This is a genomic window from Streptomyces panaciradicis, from assembly GCF_023516615.1.
In the GTDB taxonomy this organism is placed as follows: Bacteria; Actinomycetota; Actinomycetes; order Streptomycetales; family Streptomycetaceae; genus Streptomyces; species Streptomyces panaciradicis.
Window position 1 is genome coordinate 1 of record NZ_JAMGBF010000077.1, and the last position, 13,056, is coordinate 13,056.

General features: G+C 71.8%; 10 protein-coding genes. 3 read left to right on the forward strand and 7 right to left on the reverse strand.

The window, feature by feature from the left end:
• Positions 1-622, forward strand: a 622-nt coding sequence (locus M8J74_RS24535) for a transketolase C-terminal domain-containing protein (RefSeq protein ID WP_283948551.1), incomplete at its 5' end; no start/stop codon positions are given.
• A gap of 143 nt (positions 623-765) precedes the next feature.
• Positions 766-2,274: an amino acid permease gene (locus M8J74_RS24540; RefSeq protein ID WP_249838524.1), complete on the forward strand. Its 1,509-nt coding sequence runs from the start codon at positions 766-768 to the stop codon at positions 2,272-2,274.
• On the opposite strand, the gene M8J74_RS24545 is transcribed toward M8J74_RS24540, so the two are convergent.
• Both M8J74_RS24545 and M8J74_RS24550 read right to left on the reverse strand, forming a co-directional pair.
• Positions 2,264-2,635: an NTP pyrophosphohydrolase gene (locus tag M8J74_RS24545; protein WP_249838525.1), complete on the reverse strand. Its 372-nt coding sequence runs from the start codon at positions 2,633-2,635 to the stop codon at positions 2,264-2,266. The two genes, M8J74_RS24540 and M8J74_RS24545, sit on opposite strands and share 11 nt — an antisense overlap.
• Positions 2,636-2,670: 35 nt before the next feature.
• Positions 2,671-3,561 (reverse strand): NAD(P)-dependent oxidoreductase, encoded by an 891-nt coding sequence (locus M8J74_RS24550; RefSeq protein ID WP_249838526.1) that lies wholly within the window; start codon positions 3,559-3,561, stop codon positions 2,671-2,673.
• Positions 3,562-3,703: 142 nt separating this feature from the next.
• Between M8J74_RS24550 and M8J74_RS24555 the strand changes: the two genes are divergently transcribed.
• Positions 3,704-4,720, forward strand: a complete 1,017-nt coding sequence (locus tag M8J74_RS24555) for a DUF8189 domain-containing protein (RefSeq protein ID WP_249838527.1) — start codon at positions 3,704-3,706, stop codon at positions 4,718-4,720.
• A 36-nt stretch (positions 4,721-4,756) separates the two neighbouring features.
• On the opposite strand, the gene M8J74_RS24560 is transcribed toward M8J74_RS24555, so the two are convergent.
• The 5 genes from M8J74_RS24560 to M8J74_RS24580 form a co-directional block, all read right to left on the reverse strand.
• Positions 4,757-5,875 (reverse strand): LCP family protein, encoded by a 1,119-nt coding sequence (locus M8J74_RS24560; RefSeq protein WP_249838528.1) that lies wholly within the window; start codon positions 5,873-5,875, stop codon positions 4,757-4,759.
• 187 nt (positions 5,876-6,062) lie between these two features.
• Positions 6,063-8,192 carry a 3-hydroxyacyl-CoA dehydrogenase NAD-binding domain-containing protein gene (locus M8J74_RS24565; RefSeq protein WP_249838529.1) on the reverse strand — a complete coding sequence of 710 codons (2,130 nt, stop codon included), beginning with the start codon at positions 8,190-8,192 and terminating at the stop codon, positions 6,063-6,065.
• Positions 8,189-9,409 carry a thiolase family protein gene (locus M8J74_RS24570; protein WP_249838530.1) on the reverse strand — a complete coding sequence of 407 codons (1,221 nt, stop codon included), beginning with the start codon at positions 9,407-9,409 and terminating at the stop codon, positions 8,189-8,191. The genes M8J74_RS24565 and M8J74_RS24570 overlap by 4 nt, the downstream gene beginning before the upstream one ends.
• A 119-nt stretch (positions 9,410-9,528) precedes the next feature.
• Positions 9,529-10,557 carry a LacI family DNA-binding transcriptional regulator gene (locus tag M8J74_RS24575; RefSeq protein WP_249838531.1) on the reverse strand — a complete coding sequence of 343 codons (1,029 nt, stop codon included), beginning with the start codon at positions 10,555-10,557 and terminating at the stop codon, positions 9,529-9,531.
• A complete protein-coding gene (locus M8J74_RS24580) occupies positions 10,554-12,926 on the reverse strand; it encodes a glycoside hydrolase family 2 protein (protein ID WP_249838532.1) in 2,373 nt (790 codons plus the stop codon). Before M8J74_RS24580 ends, M8J74_RS24575 begins: the two co-directional genes overlap by 4 nt.
• Positions 12,927-13,056 lie beyond the last annotated feature (130 nt).

The window sequence follows — 13,056 nt, forward strand, 5'->3', positions numbered from 1 at the left end:
GATCCTCCAGGTGGTGCCGGGCCTCAGGCTCGCCGCCCCGCGCGACGCCGACCAGGTCCGCGCCCAGCTCCGCGAGGCCGTGGCCGTCGAGGACGCGCCGACCGTGGTGCGCTTCTCCAAGGGCGCCGTCGGCCCCGCCGTACCGGCCGTGGGCCGCGTCGGCGGCATGGACGTGCTGCGCGAGCCCGGCACGGACCGCCCGGACGTGCTGCTGGTCTCCGTGGGCGCCCTGGCCCCGATGTGCCTGGAGATCGCCGCCCTGCTGGACCGGCAGGGCATCTCCACCACCGTCGTGGACCCGCGCTGGGTCAAGCCCGTCGACGAGGCCATGGCCCCGCTCGCGGAGCGGCACCGCGTGGTCGTCACCGTCGAGGACAACTCCCGCGTCGGCGGTGTCGGCTCGGCGATCGCGCAGGCCCTGCGCGACGCGGGCGTCGACGTGCCGCTGCGCGACTTCGGCATCCCGCCGCGCTTCCTCGACCACGCCTCCCGCGCCGAGGTGATGACGGAGATCGGCCTCACCGCCCCGGACATCGCCCGCCAGGTCACCGGCCTCGTCTCCAAGCTGGACGGCCGGTACGACCGCAGCACGGCCTCCGAGGTGGAGCCCGCGCGCGACTGACATGCCGTACGACCGGATGGGCCGCTTTCCCCCCGCCGAGGGTGGTGGAAGCGGCCCATCCGCGTGAATCCGCGCGCGTCGGGGCATACGACTTGAGCCCCCTCTCGATCATGGCGAGGACGAGACAGCGTGGGAGGTACGCCGTGAGCAGCACCCTATTCAGGACGAAGAACGTCGAACACTCCATCCGGGACACCGAGGAACCGGAACACGCGCTCAAGAAATCCCTGTCCGCGCTCGATCTGACGGTCTTCGGCGTCGGTGTCATCATCGGCACCGGCATCTTCGTCCTGACCGGCACGGCCGCCAAGAACACCGCCGGCCCGGCCGTCTCGCTGTCCTTCGTCGTCGCCGGCGTCGTCTGCGCGCTGGCCGCGCTGTGCTACGCCGAGTTCGCCTCCACGGTCCCCGTGGCGGGCTCCGCGTACACCTTCTCCTACGCCTCCCTCGGCGAGCTGCCCGCCTGGATCATCGGCTGGGACCTGGTGCTGGAACTCGCGCTCGGCACGGCGGTGGTCGCCGTCGGCTGGTCCGGCTACATCCACTCCCTGCTGGACAACGCCGGCTGGCATCTGCCCGAGGCGCTCAGCGGGCGCGACGGCGCCTCCGGGTTCGGCTTCGACATCCTCGCCGCCGCCCTGGTCCTGCTGCTCACCGCCATCCTCGTCGTCGGCATGAAGCTCTCCGCGCGCGTCACCACGGTCGTCGTCGCCATCAAGGTCGCCGTCGTCCTGGTCGTCATCATCGCGGGCGCCTTCTTCATCAAGAGCGGCAACTACGACCCGTTCATCCCCAAGGCGGAGTCGGTGGAGGCGGGCGGGAACCTCAAGGCCCCGCTGATCCAGCTGATGTTCGGCTGGGCGCCCTCCAACTTCGGCGTGATGGGCATCTTCACCGCCGCGTCCGTGGTCTTCTTCGCCTTCATCGGCTTCGACGTCGTCGCCACGGCCGCCGAGGAGACCCGCAACCCGCAGCGCGACGTGCCGCGCGGCATCATCGGCTCCCTGATCATCTGCACCGCGCTGTACGTCGCCGTGTCGATCGTGGTGACCGGCATGCAGAAGTACAGCAAGCTGTCCGTGGACGCCCCGCTCGCCGACGCCTTCAAGGCCACCGGGCACCCCTGGTTCGCGGGCCTGATCAGCTTCGGCGCCGCGATCGGCCTGACCACGGTCTGCATGATCCTGCTGCTCGGCCAGTCCCGGGTCTTCTTCGCGATGAGCCGCGACGGCCTGCTGCCCCGCTTCTTCTCCCACACCCACCCGAAGTTCCGCACGCCCTACCGGCCCACGATCCTGCTCGGCGTGATCATCGCGATCGTCGCCGGATTCACCAGCCTCAGCGAACTCGCCGAACTGGTGAACATCGGCACGCTCTTCGCCTTCATCGTCGTCGCGATCAGCGTGATCATCCTGCGCAGGACCCGCCCCGACCTGGAGCGCTCCTTCCGCACCCCGTGGGTCCCGGTGCTGCCGATCCTGTCGGTGCTGGCCTCCCTGTGGCTGATGCTGAACCTGCCGGCCGAGACCTGGCTGCGGTTCGCCATCTGGATGGTCATCGGCTTCGCCGTGTACTTCTTCTACGGCCGCACGCACAGCCGCCTGGCCCGCCAGGAGCAGCAGCCGGCCGACAGCCCCGACGTCAGGGCCTGACCGTCCGCGGACCGGTGACTTCGGCGCCCAACTCCCTCACCCGGCGCCGTAGTTCCCGGTCCGCCGTCACCACCAGGACGGGGCGGCCGTCCTGCGTGGCGACCAGTTCCACCATCCGGTCGTCCCCGCTCCCCGAAGCCGCCTCCACCCGGACCCCGGGGACCGACTCCACCCCCCGCGCGGCCCCCTCGACCACCAGCACGATCTCCACCGGCCCGGCATGCCCGGGGAGCCCGTCCGCCGCCAGCCGGTCCCGCAGCCGCTCGGCGGCCCCCCGCCGGTCCCGCCACCATCCGTCGGGCACCGACCCGACGACGTTCGCGGCGTCGACGATCACCAGCAGGGGGTCGCTGTCACTCATGCGGCCAGGTTCGCACAGTCCGGCGAAAGGTCCGCTCAGTCCGCCGTCTTCTCGTCGAAGCTGGCGAAGTAGGCGGCGACCATGTCCTCGTCGCCGTGTCCCTGGGCGGCCGCACGTTCCAGCCGCTCGGCGGTCGCGGCGGCCACGTCGAGGCGGACCCCGTTGTCCCGGCCGGCCGCCACGATGAGGCGGGCGTCCTTGGCGGCCGTGGTCACCGCGAACTGGGCGGGGGAGAGGCGGTCCTCCAGGACCATCCCCGCCTTCGCCTTCAGATAGCCCATGTCCAGCGGGCCGCCCGCGATGAGGTCGAAGAACTGCGCCGGGTCCACGCCGAGCGCCCGCGACAGGGCGAGGACCTCGCCGGTCGCCGCGGTGGCGGCGAGCACCCAGCTGTTGGCGACCAGCTTCAGCCGGGTGGCGCTGCCGGCCGCGCCGTCCTCGCCGGTCCACAGGGTGCGGGCGCCGACCGCGTCGAACACCGGCTCCACGACCGCGCGTCCCTCGGCCGGCCCTGCGGCCAGCACCGTCAGCTGTCCGGCCTCGGCGGGCTGGCGGGTGCCGAGCACCGGGGCGTCGTAGAAGACCAGCCCGTGCTCGGCGGCGAAGGCGGCGAGTTCGCCGATCGCCTCGATGCCGGCGGTGGTCGCCTGCACCCAGGCGGCGCCGGAGCGCAGCGCGGGGGCCGCCTCGCGCATCACCTCCAGGGCGGCCGGGCCGTCGTAGAGCATGGTGAGGACGACATCGGCGCCCTGTACGGCCTCGGCGGGCGTGTCGGCGATGTGCGCGCCGTCGGCGGCCAGCGGCTCGGCCTTCGCGCGGGTGCGGTTCCAGGCGCGGACGCTGTGTCCGGCGCGGGCGAGGTTGCGGGCCATGGCGGCGCCCATGATGCCCGTGCCGAGAACGCTCACGGTGAGCTGATCGGTCATGAGGTCGGCTTCCTTCTCATGTCTGTCCTTGCGGTTGCCGAGATACAGCCTGCCCCCTCCGGGCCCGGACGTGCCCGTCGACGCCCCCTGCCACGCGGGGCCCGGCCGACGGCCGCCCGACCCGCCCGCTTAAGGTGAACTGGTGAACGGCGACTGGCTCCTGCGCGGCCGTGACGGCCGGCTCAGTGTCTACCTTCCGACCGACGACGCCGTCCTGTGCCGGGCGGAACGGACCCCCGGCGGCACCTGGACGCCCGCCCGCAAGGTCGGCGGTGAACAGAGGCTGCGGCCGTCCCTGGCGGTCGGTCAGGGCGGCGACCGCTACGCGCATCTCGTCTCCTGGCGGCCCACGACGGCGGGCGAGTCCGGGCTCGTGCACTCCACCCACTTCCGGCCCCGGCTCGCCGCCCTGGACTGGAACCCGATCGGGCATCCCGACAAGAAGGGGCCGCAGACCGGGATGCCGGCCGTCACGGTCGACTCAGCGGGCCGCGCCCATGTCTTCGTCCGCAACCAGGGCGGCGGGGTCAGCATGGTCGCGCAGAAGGAGAAGGGCGGCTGGGACCCCTGGCGGGACCTCAAGGGACGCGACGTACAGGACGAGTTGGCGGCGGTGACGGGGGAGTCGGGGCGCGTGGAGCTCTACGCGGCCGCGTCCGGCGGCATCCTGCACTGGCGTCAGGAGGAGCCGGGCTCCCAGCCCGTCCTGGAGGAGGCGATCGAGGCACCGGTCCGCCCCGGCACCCTGCACGCGCTCGCCACCTCCGCCGAGAGCACCACCCTCTTCTACACCGACGACTCGGGCGACCTGTGCGCCTGGCGTCCCGGTGCCAAACCGGTCGCCCTGCTGTCCTCCGCCGGCCCCGGCCCCGTCTCCGCCGTGCGCTGTGAACTGGACGGCTACGACTGCACGTTGCTCGCCCAGCGCTCGGCGAGCGGCCGGGTCGCCTTCGCCGCCTACCCGACCGAGCAGGAGTCGGCCGGCGCCTGGTGGGCGGAGTCCGGCCCCGCCCTCCCGGCGGACGCCGGGGTCTCGCTCGCGGTGGACGAGGACGACCGGGTGGTGGCCGCGACGTCCTCCCCGTCGACCGGCCTGCTCCTCCTCACCCGCCGCAAGGCCGAACCGGGGCTCGCACTGGAGGCGTGGCGGGAGGTGTGAGCCCCCGTCCCCAAGTGCCCTCCGGACGGCCGTCCGTCAGGACGTCGACGCCCCCGTCCTTGTCGAGCCGCCCCTGGCCGGTGACTTCTTCGCGGAGGCCGGGATCTCCTGGTCCTTGCGCAGCGCCTGCCACAACTGCCCGGCCTGGGGCTGGGCGGCGACCACGCGGTTGGGGTCCTGGGTGTCGTACCGCACCGGCAGCATGATCGTCTCCATCGTGGAGGGGTCTATGCCGTTCATGCTGCGGCCGAACTCGGCGAGCTTGGTGAGGGACGCCAGGCCCGAGTCGGTGGTGAGGGACCGGGTGAGCTGGTCGGCGATCCGGTAGGACTTCGTGGGGCTGCCGAGCAGGTCCTGCTTCTTGATCTCGCTCAGCAGGTCGACCAGGAACTGCTGCTGCAGGCCTATGCGCCCCAGGTCGCTGCCGTCGCCGACGCCGTGCCGGGTGCGGACGAACTGCAGTGACTGGGTGCCGTCGAGCTTGTGGGTGCCCGCGGTGATGTCGAGACCGCTGTTGTGGTCGTGGATGTCCCGGTCGACCGTGACGGTCACCCCGCCGATGGCGTCGACCAGTCCCTTGAATCCGGCGAAGTCGATCTCGACGAAGTGGTCCATGCGGACGCCCGACATCCGCTCCACGGTCTTGACCACGCACGCCGGTCCGGCCAGCGAGTACACGGAGTTGAACATCACGCGCTTCGCCGACGGCAGGGCCGAGCCGTCCTTGGCCGTGCACTCGGGACGCGTCACCAGGGTGTCGCGCGGAATGCTCACGGCGACGGCCTGGCGGCGGCCCTCGGGTATGTGGATCACGAGCGCGGTGTCGGAGCGGGCCCCGGCCGCCGTGTCCCCGCTCAGCTTCCCGTTGGCGCCCGCGCGTGAGTCGGAGCCGAGCACCAGCAGGTTCTGCCCCGACGTGGGCAGTTTCCCGGGCCGGTCGTCGCCGATCGCCTTGTCCAGGTCGACGCCCTTGATGTTGCTGTTCAGATCGCTGTACAGCCAGTAGCCGACACCACCCGCGGCCAGCACGAGCAGCACCAGGCTCAGCGCGATCCAGCGCCACACCCGGCGGCGCTTCCTCGGCGCCCCGCCCCGGCGGCCCGACGGCGCGCGCCGTGATCCCTCCGGGTCCGTCTCCGTCAGGGCGTGCGTCATGTGCGTCGGTCCTCTCTCCTCGACCAGTGGCTCAGGGCACGTGTGTGGGGGAGAGACCGAGCCGGTCCGCGGTGTGGGGCGTGCTTGCTGGTGATGTGTCGGTCCCGTGAAGATTAAACTTCGCGGCGCGAGACCGGAAGAGGGCCCCCGCCAGCCGGCGGAGGCCCTCTTCAGTCGCTCTCGGGTGTTACGCCGGAACCGACGCCACTCCCGGCGCCAGGAACTTCTTGCCGGTCACGCGCTCGGAGACACCCTCGCGGTCCAGGTACGGCGTGATGCCGCCCAGGTGGAAGGGCCAGCCGGCGCCCGTGATCAGGCAGAGGTCGATGTCCTGGGCCTCGGCGACGACGCCCTCGTCGAGCATCAGCCCGATCTCCTGGGCCACCGCGTCGAGGACGCGGGCGCGGACCTGCTCCTCCGACAGGACGACATCGCCCTGCTTCAGGAGCGCGGCGACCTCGGGGTCCAGCTCCGGCTTGCCGGAGTCGTAGACGTAGAAGCCGCGCTTGCCCGCCTTGACGACGGCCGCGAGGTTGGGGGAGACCGTGAAGCGGTCCGGGAAGGCCCGGTTGAGGGTCTCCGAGACGTGCAGACCGATCGCGGGACCGACCAGCTCCAGGAGGACCAGCGGGGACATCGGCAGGCCCAGGGGCTCCACCGCCTTCTCCGCCACCTCGACCGGGGTGCCCTCGTCGATGACGTTCTGGATCTCGCCCATGAAGCGGGTCAGGATGCGGTTCACCACGAACGCCGGGGCGTCCTTGACCAGGACCGCGGTCTTCTTCAGCTTCTTGGCCACGGCGAACGCCGTCGCGAGCGAGGCGTCGTCGGTCCGCTCGCCGCGGACGATCTCCAGCAGCGGGAGGATCGCGACCGGGTTGAAGAAGTGGAAGCCGACGACCCGCTCGGGGTTCTTCAGCTTCGACGCCATCTCCGTCACCGACAGCGAGGAGGTGTTGGTGGCGAGGATCGCGTGCGCCGGGGCGACCGCCTCGACCTCCGCGAACACCTGCTGCTTGACGCCGATCTCCTCGAAGACGGCCTCGATGATGAAGTCCGCGTCCGCGAAGCCCTCGGCCTTGTCCAGCACACCGGTCACCAGCGCCTTGAGGCGGTTGGCCTTGTCCTGGTTGATACGGCCCTTGCCGAGCAGCTTGTCGATCTCGGCGTGGACGTAGCCCACACCCTTGTCGACGCGCTCCTGGTCGATGTCGGTCAGCACGACCGGCACCTCCAGGCGGCGCAGGAACAGCAGCGCCAGCTGCGAGGCCATCAGACCGGCGCCGACCACGCCGACCTTGGTGACCGGGCGCGCCAGGTTCTTGTCCGGGGCGCCGGCGGGGCGCTTGCCGCGCTTCTGCACCAGGTTGAAGGCGTAGATGCCGGCGCGCAGTTCGCCGCCCATGATGAGGTCGGCGAGCGCCTTGTCCTCGGCGTCGTAGCCCTGCTGGAGGTCGCCGTTCTTGGCGGCGGCGATGATGTCCAGGGCGCGGTAGGCGGCCGGGGCGGCGCCGTGCACCTTGGAGTCGGCGATGAAGCGGCCCTTGGCGACGGCCTGGTCCCAGGCCTCACCGCGGTCGATGACCGGGCGCTCGACGACGATCTCGCCCTTGAGGACGGCCGCCGTCCACAGCAGGGACTGCTCCAGGAAGTCCGCGCCCTCGAACAGCGCGTCGGCGATGCCCAGTTCGTAGACCTGGACGCCCTTGAGCTGCTTGTTCTGGTTGAGCGAGTTCTCGATGATCACCGAGACGGCCTTGTCGGCGCCGATCAGGTTCGGCAGCAGCGTGCAGCCGCCCCAGCCGGGGACCAGGCCGAGGAAGACCTCGGGGAGCGAGAAGGCGGGCAGGGCCGCGGACACCGTGCGGTAGGAGCAGTGCAGACCGACCTCGACGCCACCGCCCATGGCGGCGCCGTTGTAGTAGGCGAAGGTCGGCACCGCGAGGCCGCCGAGGCGCTTGAAGACCTCGTGGCCGCCCTTGCCGATGGCCAGCGCGTCCTTGTGCTCCTTCAGCAGCTCGACGCCCTTGAGGTCGGCGCCGACGGCGAAGATGAACGGCTTGCCGGTGATGCCGACACCGACGATCTCGCCGGCCGCCGCCTCCTTCTCGACCTGGTCGATGGCGGTGTTGAGGTTCGCCAGCGACGCCGGGCCGAAGGTGGTCGGCTTGGTGTGGTCGAAGCCGTTGTCCAGCGTGATCAGGGCGAAGCGCCCGGCGTTGAACGGCAGGTCCAGGTGGCGTACGTGCGCGGACGTGACGACCTCGTCGGGGAACAGCTCGGCTGCACCCTTCAAAAGCTCAGCGGTGGTGCTCACTTGCTGCCTCCGTCGAAGTGCGGGTTCTCCCAGATGACCGTCGCGCCCATGCCGAAGCCGACGCACATGGTCGTCAGGCCGTAGCGGACGTGCGGCTGCTCCTCGAACTGGCGGGCCAGCTGCGTCATCAGACGGACACCGGAGGAGGCCAGCGGGTGACCGAAGGCGATGGCGCCGCCGTACTGGTTGACGCGCTCGTCGTCGTCGGCGATGCCGTAGTGGTCGAGGAAGGCCAGGACCTGGACGGCGAAGGCCTCGTTGATCTCGAAGAGGTTGATGTCCTCGATCGACAGACCGGCCTTGGCGAGGGCCTTCTCGGTCGCCGGGATCGGGCCGTAGCCCATGACCTCGGGCTCGACGCCCGCGAAGGCGTAGGAGACCAGGCGCATCTTCACCGGCAGGTCGTTCTCGCGGGCGAAGTCCTCGGAGGCGATGATCGAGGCGGTCGCACCGTCGTTCAGACCGGCCGCGTTGCCCGCGGTGACCCGGCCGTGCACACGGAACGGCGTCTTCAGGCCCGACAGGTTCTCCAGCGTGGTGCCCGGGCGCATCGGCTCGTCGGCGGTGACCAGGCCCCAGCCGGTCTCGCCGGCCTCCGGGTTGGTGCGGCGCACGGAGATCGGCACCAGGTCGGCCTGGATCTTGCCGTTGGCGTACGCCTTGGCGGCCTTCTCCTGCGAGCGCACGGCGTACTCGTCGGCGCGCAGCTTGGTGATGTGCGGGTAGCGGTCGTGCAGGTTCTCGGCGGTCATGCCCATGAACAGGGCCGACTCGTCGACGAGCTTCTCCGACACGAAGCGCGGGTTCGGGTCCACGCCCTCGCCCATCGGGTGGCGGCCCATGTGCTCGACACCACCGGCGATGACGGCGTCGTAGGCACCGAAGGCGATGGAGCCGGCGGTGGTGGTGACGGCCGTGAGCGCACCGGCGCACATGCGGTCGATGGAGTAGCCCGGCACCGACTGGGGCAGCCCGGCGAGGATGCCGGCCGTGCGGCCGAGGGTGAGGCCCTGGTCGCCGATCTGCGTGGTCGCCGCGATGGCGACCTCGTCGATCTTCTTCGGGTCGAGACCGGGGTTGCGGCGCAGCAGCTCCCGGATCGCCTTCACGACGAGGTCGTCGGCACGGGTCTCGTGGTAGATGCCCTTCGGGCCCGCCTTGCCGAACGGGGTACGGACGCCGTCTACGAAGACGACGTCCCTGACGGTACGAGGCACGATGGCTCTCCTCCAGGGTGCGGGATCTGCACTGCTGCGGCCGCGCTGAGCGCGCGCTCAGGCCCATGCTACTTGCGGGTAACGTAACTGCACACCCCTGACGGCCACAGCGGCGAAGGTCACACCCGCGGCGGAGCCGTGGACCCCCGGGGGGTGAGGACCGGAGTGGGTACCGGATGCGAGCCGGGCCCCTTGCCGGTGATCACGCCGAACAGCGTACGTGCCACGTCCGCCCCGAATCCGTGCACGTCATGGCTCATGGCGGAGAGCGTCGGACGGGTGAGCCGGCACAGCTGCGAGTCGTCCCACGCCAGCAGCGAGACGTCCGCCGGCACGCTCAGCCCCATCTCCGCGGCCACCGACAGCCCGGCCACCGCCATGATGTCGTTGTCGTAGACGATCGCCGTGGGCCGGTCCGGCGCGGCCGCCGTCAGCAGCGACCGGGTGGCCCGAGCCCCCGACTCCCCCGAGTAGTCGGTGGTCACCTGCCAGGCCCCCGCCAGCTCCAGGGCCCTCGCCGCCTCGTCGAACGCGGCCGTCCGGGTCGCCGTGTGCCCGAGCGCCGCCGCGCCCCCCACCCGCGCGATCCTCCGGTGCCCGAGCGCCGCGAGGTAGCGCACCGCCTCCGTCACGGCCGTCGCGTCGTCGGTCCACACCGACGTCAGCGAACCGGTCAGCGACGGATGCCCGACCGCCACCACCGGCATCCCCAGCCGCTCCGCCGCGGCCACCCGCGGATCGTCCAGCCGGAAGTCGACCAGGATCGACCCGCCGACCTGCCGCCCCCGCCACCATGACTCCAGCAGTCCGGCCTCCTCCTCCACGCTGCGCACGAGCCGCAGCAGCAGCGAGCAGGACCGCTCGATCAGCACGCTCTCCACCCCGGAGACGAACTCCATGTAGAAGGGCTCCAGCCCCAGCAGCCGCGCGGGCCGGCAGATCGCCAGCCCCACCACGTCCACCCGGGACCCCGCCAGCGTCCGCGCGGTCGTGCTCGGCGCCCACCCCAGCTCCCGGGCCGCCTCGAAGATCCGGTCCCGGGTCGCCTCCGACAGGCCCGGCTTGTGGTTGAAGGCGAGCGACACCGCCCCCTTGGACACACCGGCGCGCGCGGCGACGTCCTTGATGGTGACGCGGGAGGTCGTCATGCAGTCGGCTCCAGGCAGTACAGGGCGGCGCGGGCGGCATCCGGGTCGGGATCGTCCCAGCCGCTGACCTCGATGGTCACCCGCTCCCCGGGCAGCAGCGTGACCAGCCCCCGGTCGGCGCGCGCCGCGGGCCCCAGCCGGTCGGCCTGCAGCAGCAGGTCCCGTACGAGGGTCCGGGCCGTCACCGTCACCGCGCCCGGCGCCACCGCCACGTCGAACTCCGGCTGAGGATAGGGCACTTCGCGGTCCGGGACGGGGAACCACAGCGCCCGCAGCCCGTCCGCGTCGGCCACCAGGAACTCCTTGGGCCCGGCCGGCTCCAGCTCCGGCGGCACCGCCACGGAGGCGACCGCCCGCCGCTCCGCCCGGAACCCCACGGCCGCCTCCGCGACCACCGCGCCCTGCACGGACATCCGCCGCAGCGTCACCGTGCCCGTCCACGCCCGCCCGGCCTGGTTGACGGCGGCCAGCACCAGCCCCGCGTCCCGCGCCTGCAGGGTCAGCAACCGGTCCGCGTACAGCCGCCGCAGCTCGTGCCAGAGCGGCTTCTCCCGGCCGTCCCCGTCGATCGCGGCCCAACTCGTCACCGGCCAGCAGTCGTTGAGCTGCCATACGATCGTGCCCGCGCACCGCGGCCAGTGCGACCGCCAGTGCTCGATCCCGGCGGCCACCGCCCGCGCCTGGTTGACCTGCGTCAGATAGTGCCAGCGGCCGAAGTCCCCCTCGGGGACGGCGAAATGCCGGGCCAGCCCGCGCTCCAGCTTGCCGTTGCCGTCGTCGGCCTTCTGGTGGTGCAGCATGCCGGGGGAGTCGGGGGCGAGTTCCTCGTCCGGCAGCGCCCGCCGCAGCGTGGCGTAAGCGGGCGGCGCCTGCCAGCCGAACTCGGCCACGAATCGGGGCACTTCACGCCGGTACTCGCTGTAGTCCGCCCGGTTCCACACCTCCCAGGAGTGGTGCGTGCCGTGTGCCGGATCGTTCGGATGCCGCTCCCACGACCCCGACCAGGGGCTGCCCGCCGTGTAGGGCCGCGTCGGGTCCAACTCGGCCATCACGCGCGGCAGCAGGCCCAGGTAGTACCCCTCGCCCCAGGAGTCCCCGGCGAGCCGCGCCTCCCATCCCCAGTCCCGGAACCCCCACAGGTTCTCGTTGTTGCCGTTCCACAGCACGAGCGACGGATGCGGCATCAGCCGTACGACGTTCTCCCGCGCCTCCGCCTCCACCTCGCCCCGCAACGGCTGTTCCTCGGGGTAGGCGGCACACGCGAAGGGGAAGTCCTGCCAGACCAGCAGCCCCAGTTCGTCGCAGGCGTCGTAGAAGTCCTCGCTCTCGTAGATCCCGCCGCCCCAGATCCGCACCAGGTCCACCCCGGCGCGGGCGGCCTGCCCGAGCCGCTCCCGGTAGCGCTCCCGGGTGACCCGCGAGGGGAAGACGTCGTCCGGGATCCAGTTCACGCCGCGCGCGAAGAGCCGCTCGCCGTTGACGACGAGGGTGAAGCCGGAGCCGTGCGCGTCGGCGGAGGTGTCGAGCCGCACCGTCCGGAAACCGACCCGGCGCCGCCACACGTCCAGCGCTTCCCCGTCGTGCAGGAGCATCAACTCCACGTCGTACAGCGGCTGTTCGCCGTACCCGCGCGGCCACCACAGACGGGCGTCCGGCACCCGGAGCAGGACGGCCCCCGCCGTTCCCTCGATCTCCCCACGCACCCGGACCCCGCCGACCGTCGCCTCGACGGCGAGCGGCGCCTCCACCCGGCTGCGCTCGACCTCGATGTGCAGCTCCACCACGCCCAGGCCGTCCTCGACCGTCACCAGGGGCCGCACCCGGGCGATCCGGGCGGTGGACCAGGACTCCAGCCGCACCGGCCGCCAGATTCCGGCCGTCACCAGCGTGGGCCCCCAGTCCCAGCCGAACGAGCAGGCCATCTTGCGCACGTACTGGTACGGCTCCGCGTAGGCGGCCGGCCGCTCGCCCACCCGCCCGCGCACCGCCTCCGCCTCGGCATACGCCGAGACGAACCGCACCGCCAGCCGGCCCCGAAGACCGGTGACGTCGAAGCGGTGGGAGCGGTGCATGTTCCGCGTCCGGCCCAGCACCCGGCCGTCGACCGTCACCTCGGCGACCGTGTCGAGCCCGTCGAAGACCAGGTCGGTCTGCTCGTGGCCCCCGGCCCCGGCCCGCAGCTCCCTCTCGTACGTCCACTCCCGCCGCGCGACCCACGCCACCTCGGTCTCGTTCGCGCCGAGGAAGGGGTCCGGGATCACCCCGGCCGCCAGCAGATCGGTGTGCACACAGCCCGGCACCGCTGCCGGGAGTTCCTCCCCTTCGTGCCGCAGGACCCATCCCTCGGTGAGCGGTGTCGCCTCCAGCATGCACACTCCCTAAACCGTTTCAGTCCAGTCAGCGGATAGCTTTCGACAGCCTTGGCGGAATACAGACTTTACCGGTTAAGAAAACGTTGTCAGAGTACCGAACCAGCCAACCCGCTCGTGCTCGTCCGTC

Excerpts from the sequence above, each read along its gene's own strand:
- M8J74_RS24560 (WP_249838528.1), bottom strand. The coding sequence starts at position 5,875 with ATGACGCACGCCCTGACGGAGACGGACCCGGAGGGATCACGGCGCGCG.
- M8J74_RS24545 (WP_249838525.1), bottom strand. The coding sequence starts at position 2,635 with ATGAGTGACAGCGACCCCCTGCTGGTGATCGTCGACGCCGCGAACGTC.
- M8J74_RS24580 (WP_249838532.1), bottom strand. The coding sequence starts at position 12,926 with ATGCTGGAGGCGACACCGCTCACCGAGGGATGGGTCCTGCGGCACGAA.
- M8J74_RS24550 (WP_249838526.1), bottom strand. The coding sequence starts at position 3,561 with ATGACCGATCAGCTCACCGTGAGCGTTCTCGGCACGGGCATCATGGGC.
- M8J74_RS24575 (WP_249838531.1), bottom strand. The coding sequence starts at position 10,557 with ATGACGACCTCCCGCGTCACCATCAAGGACGTCGCCGCGCGCGCCGGT.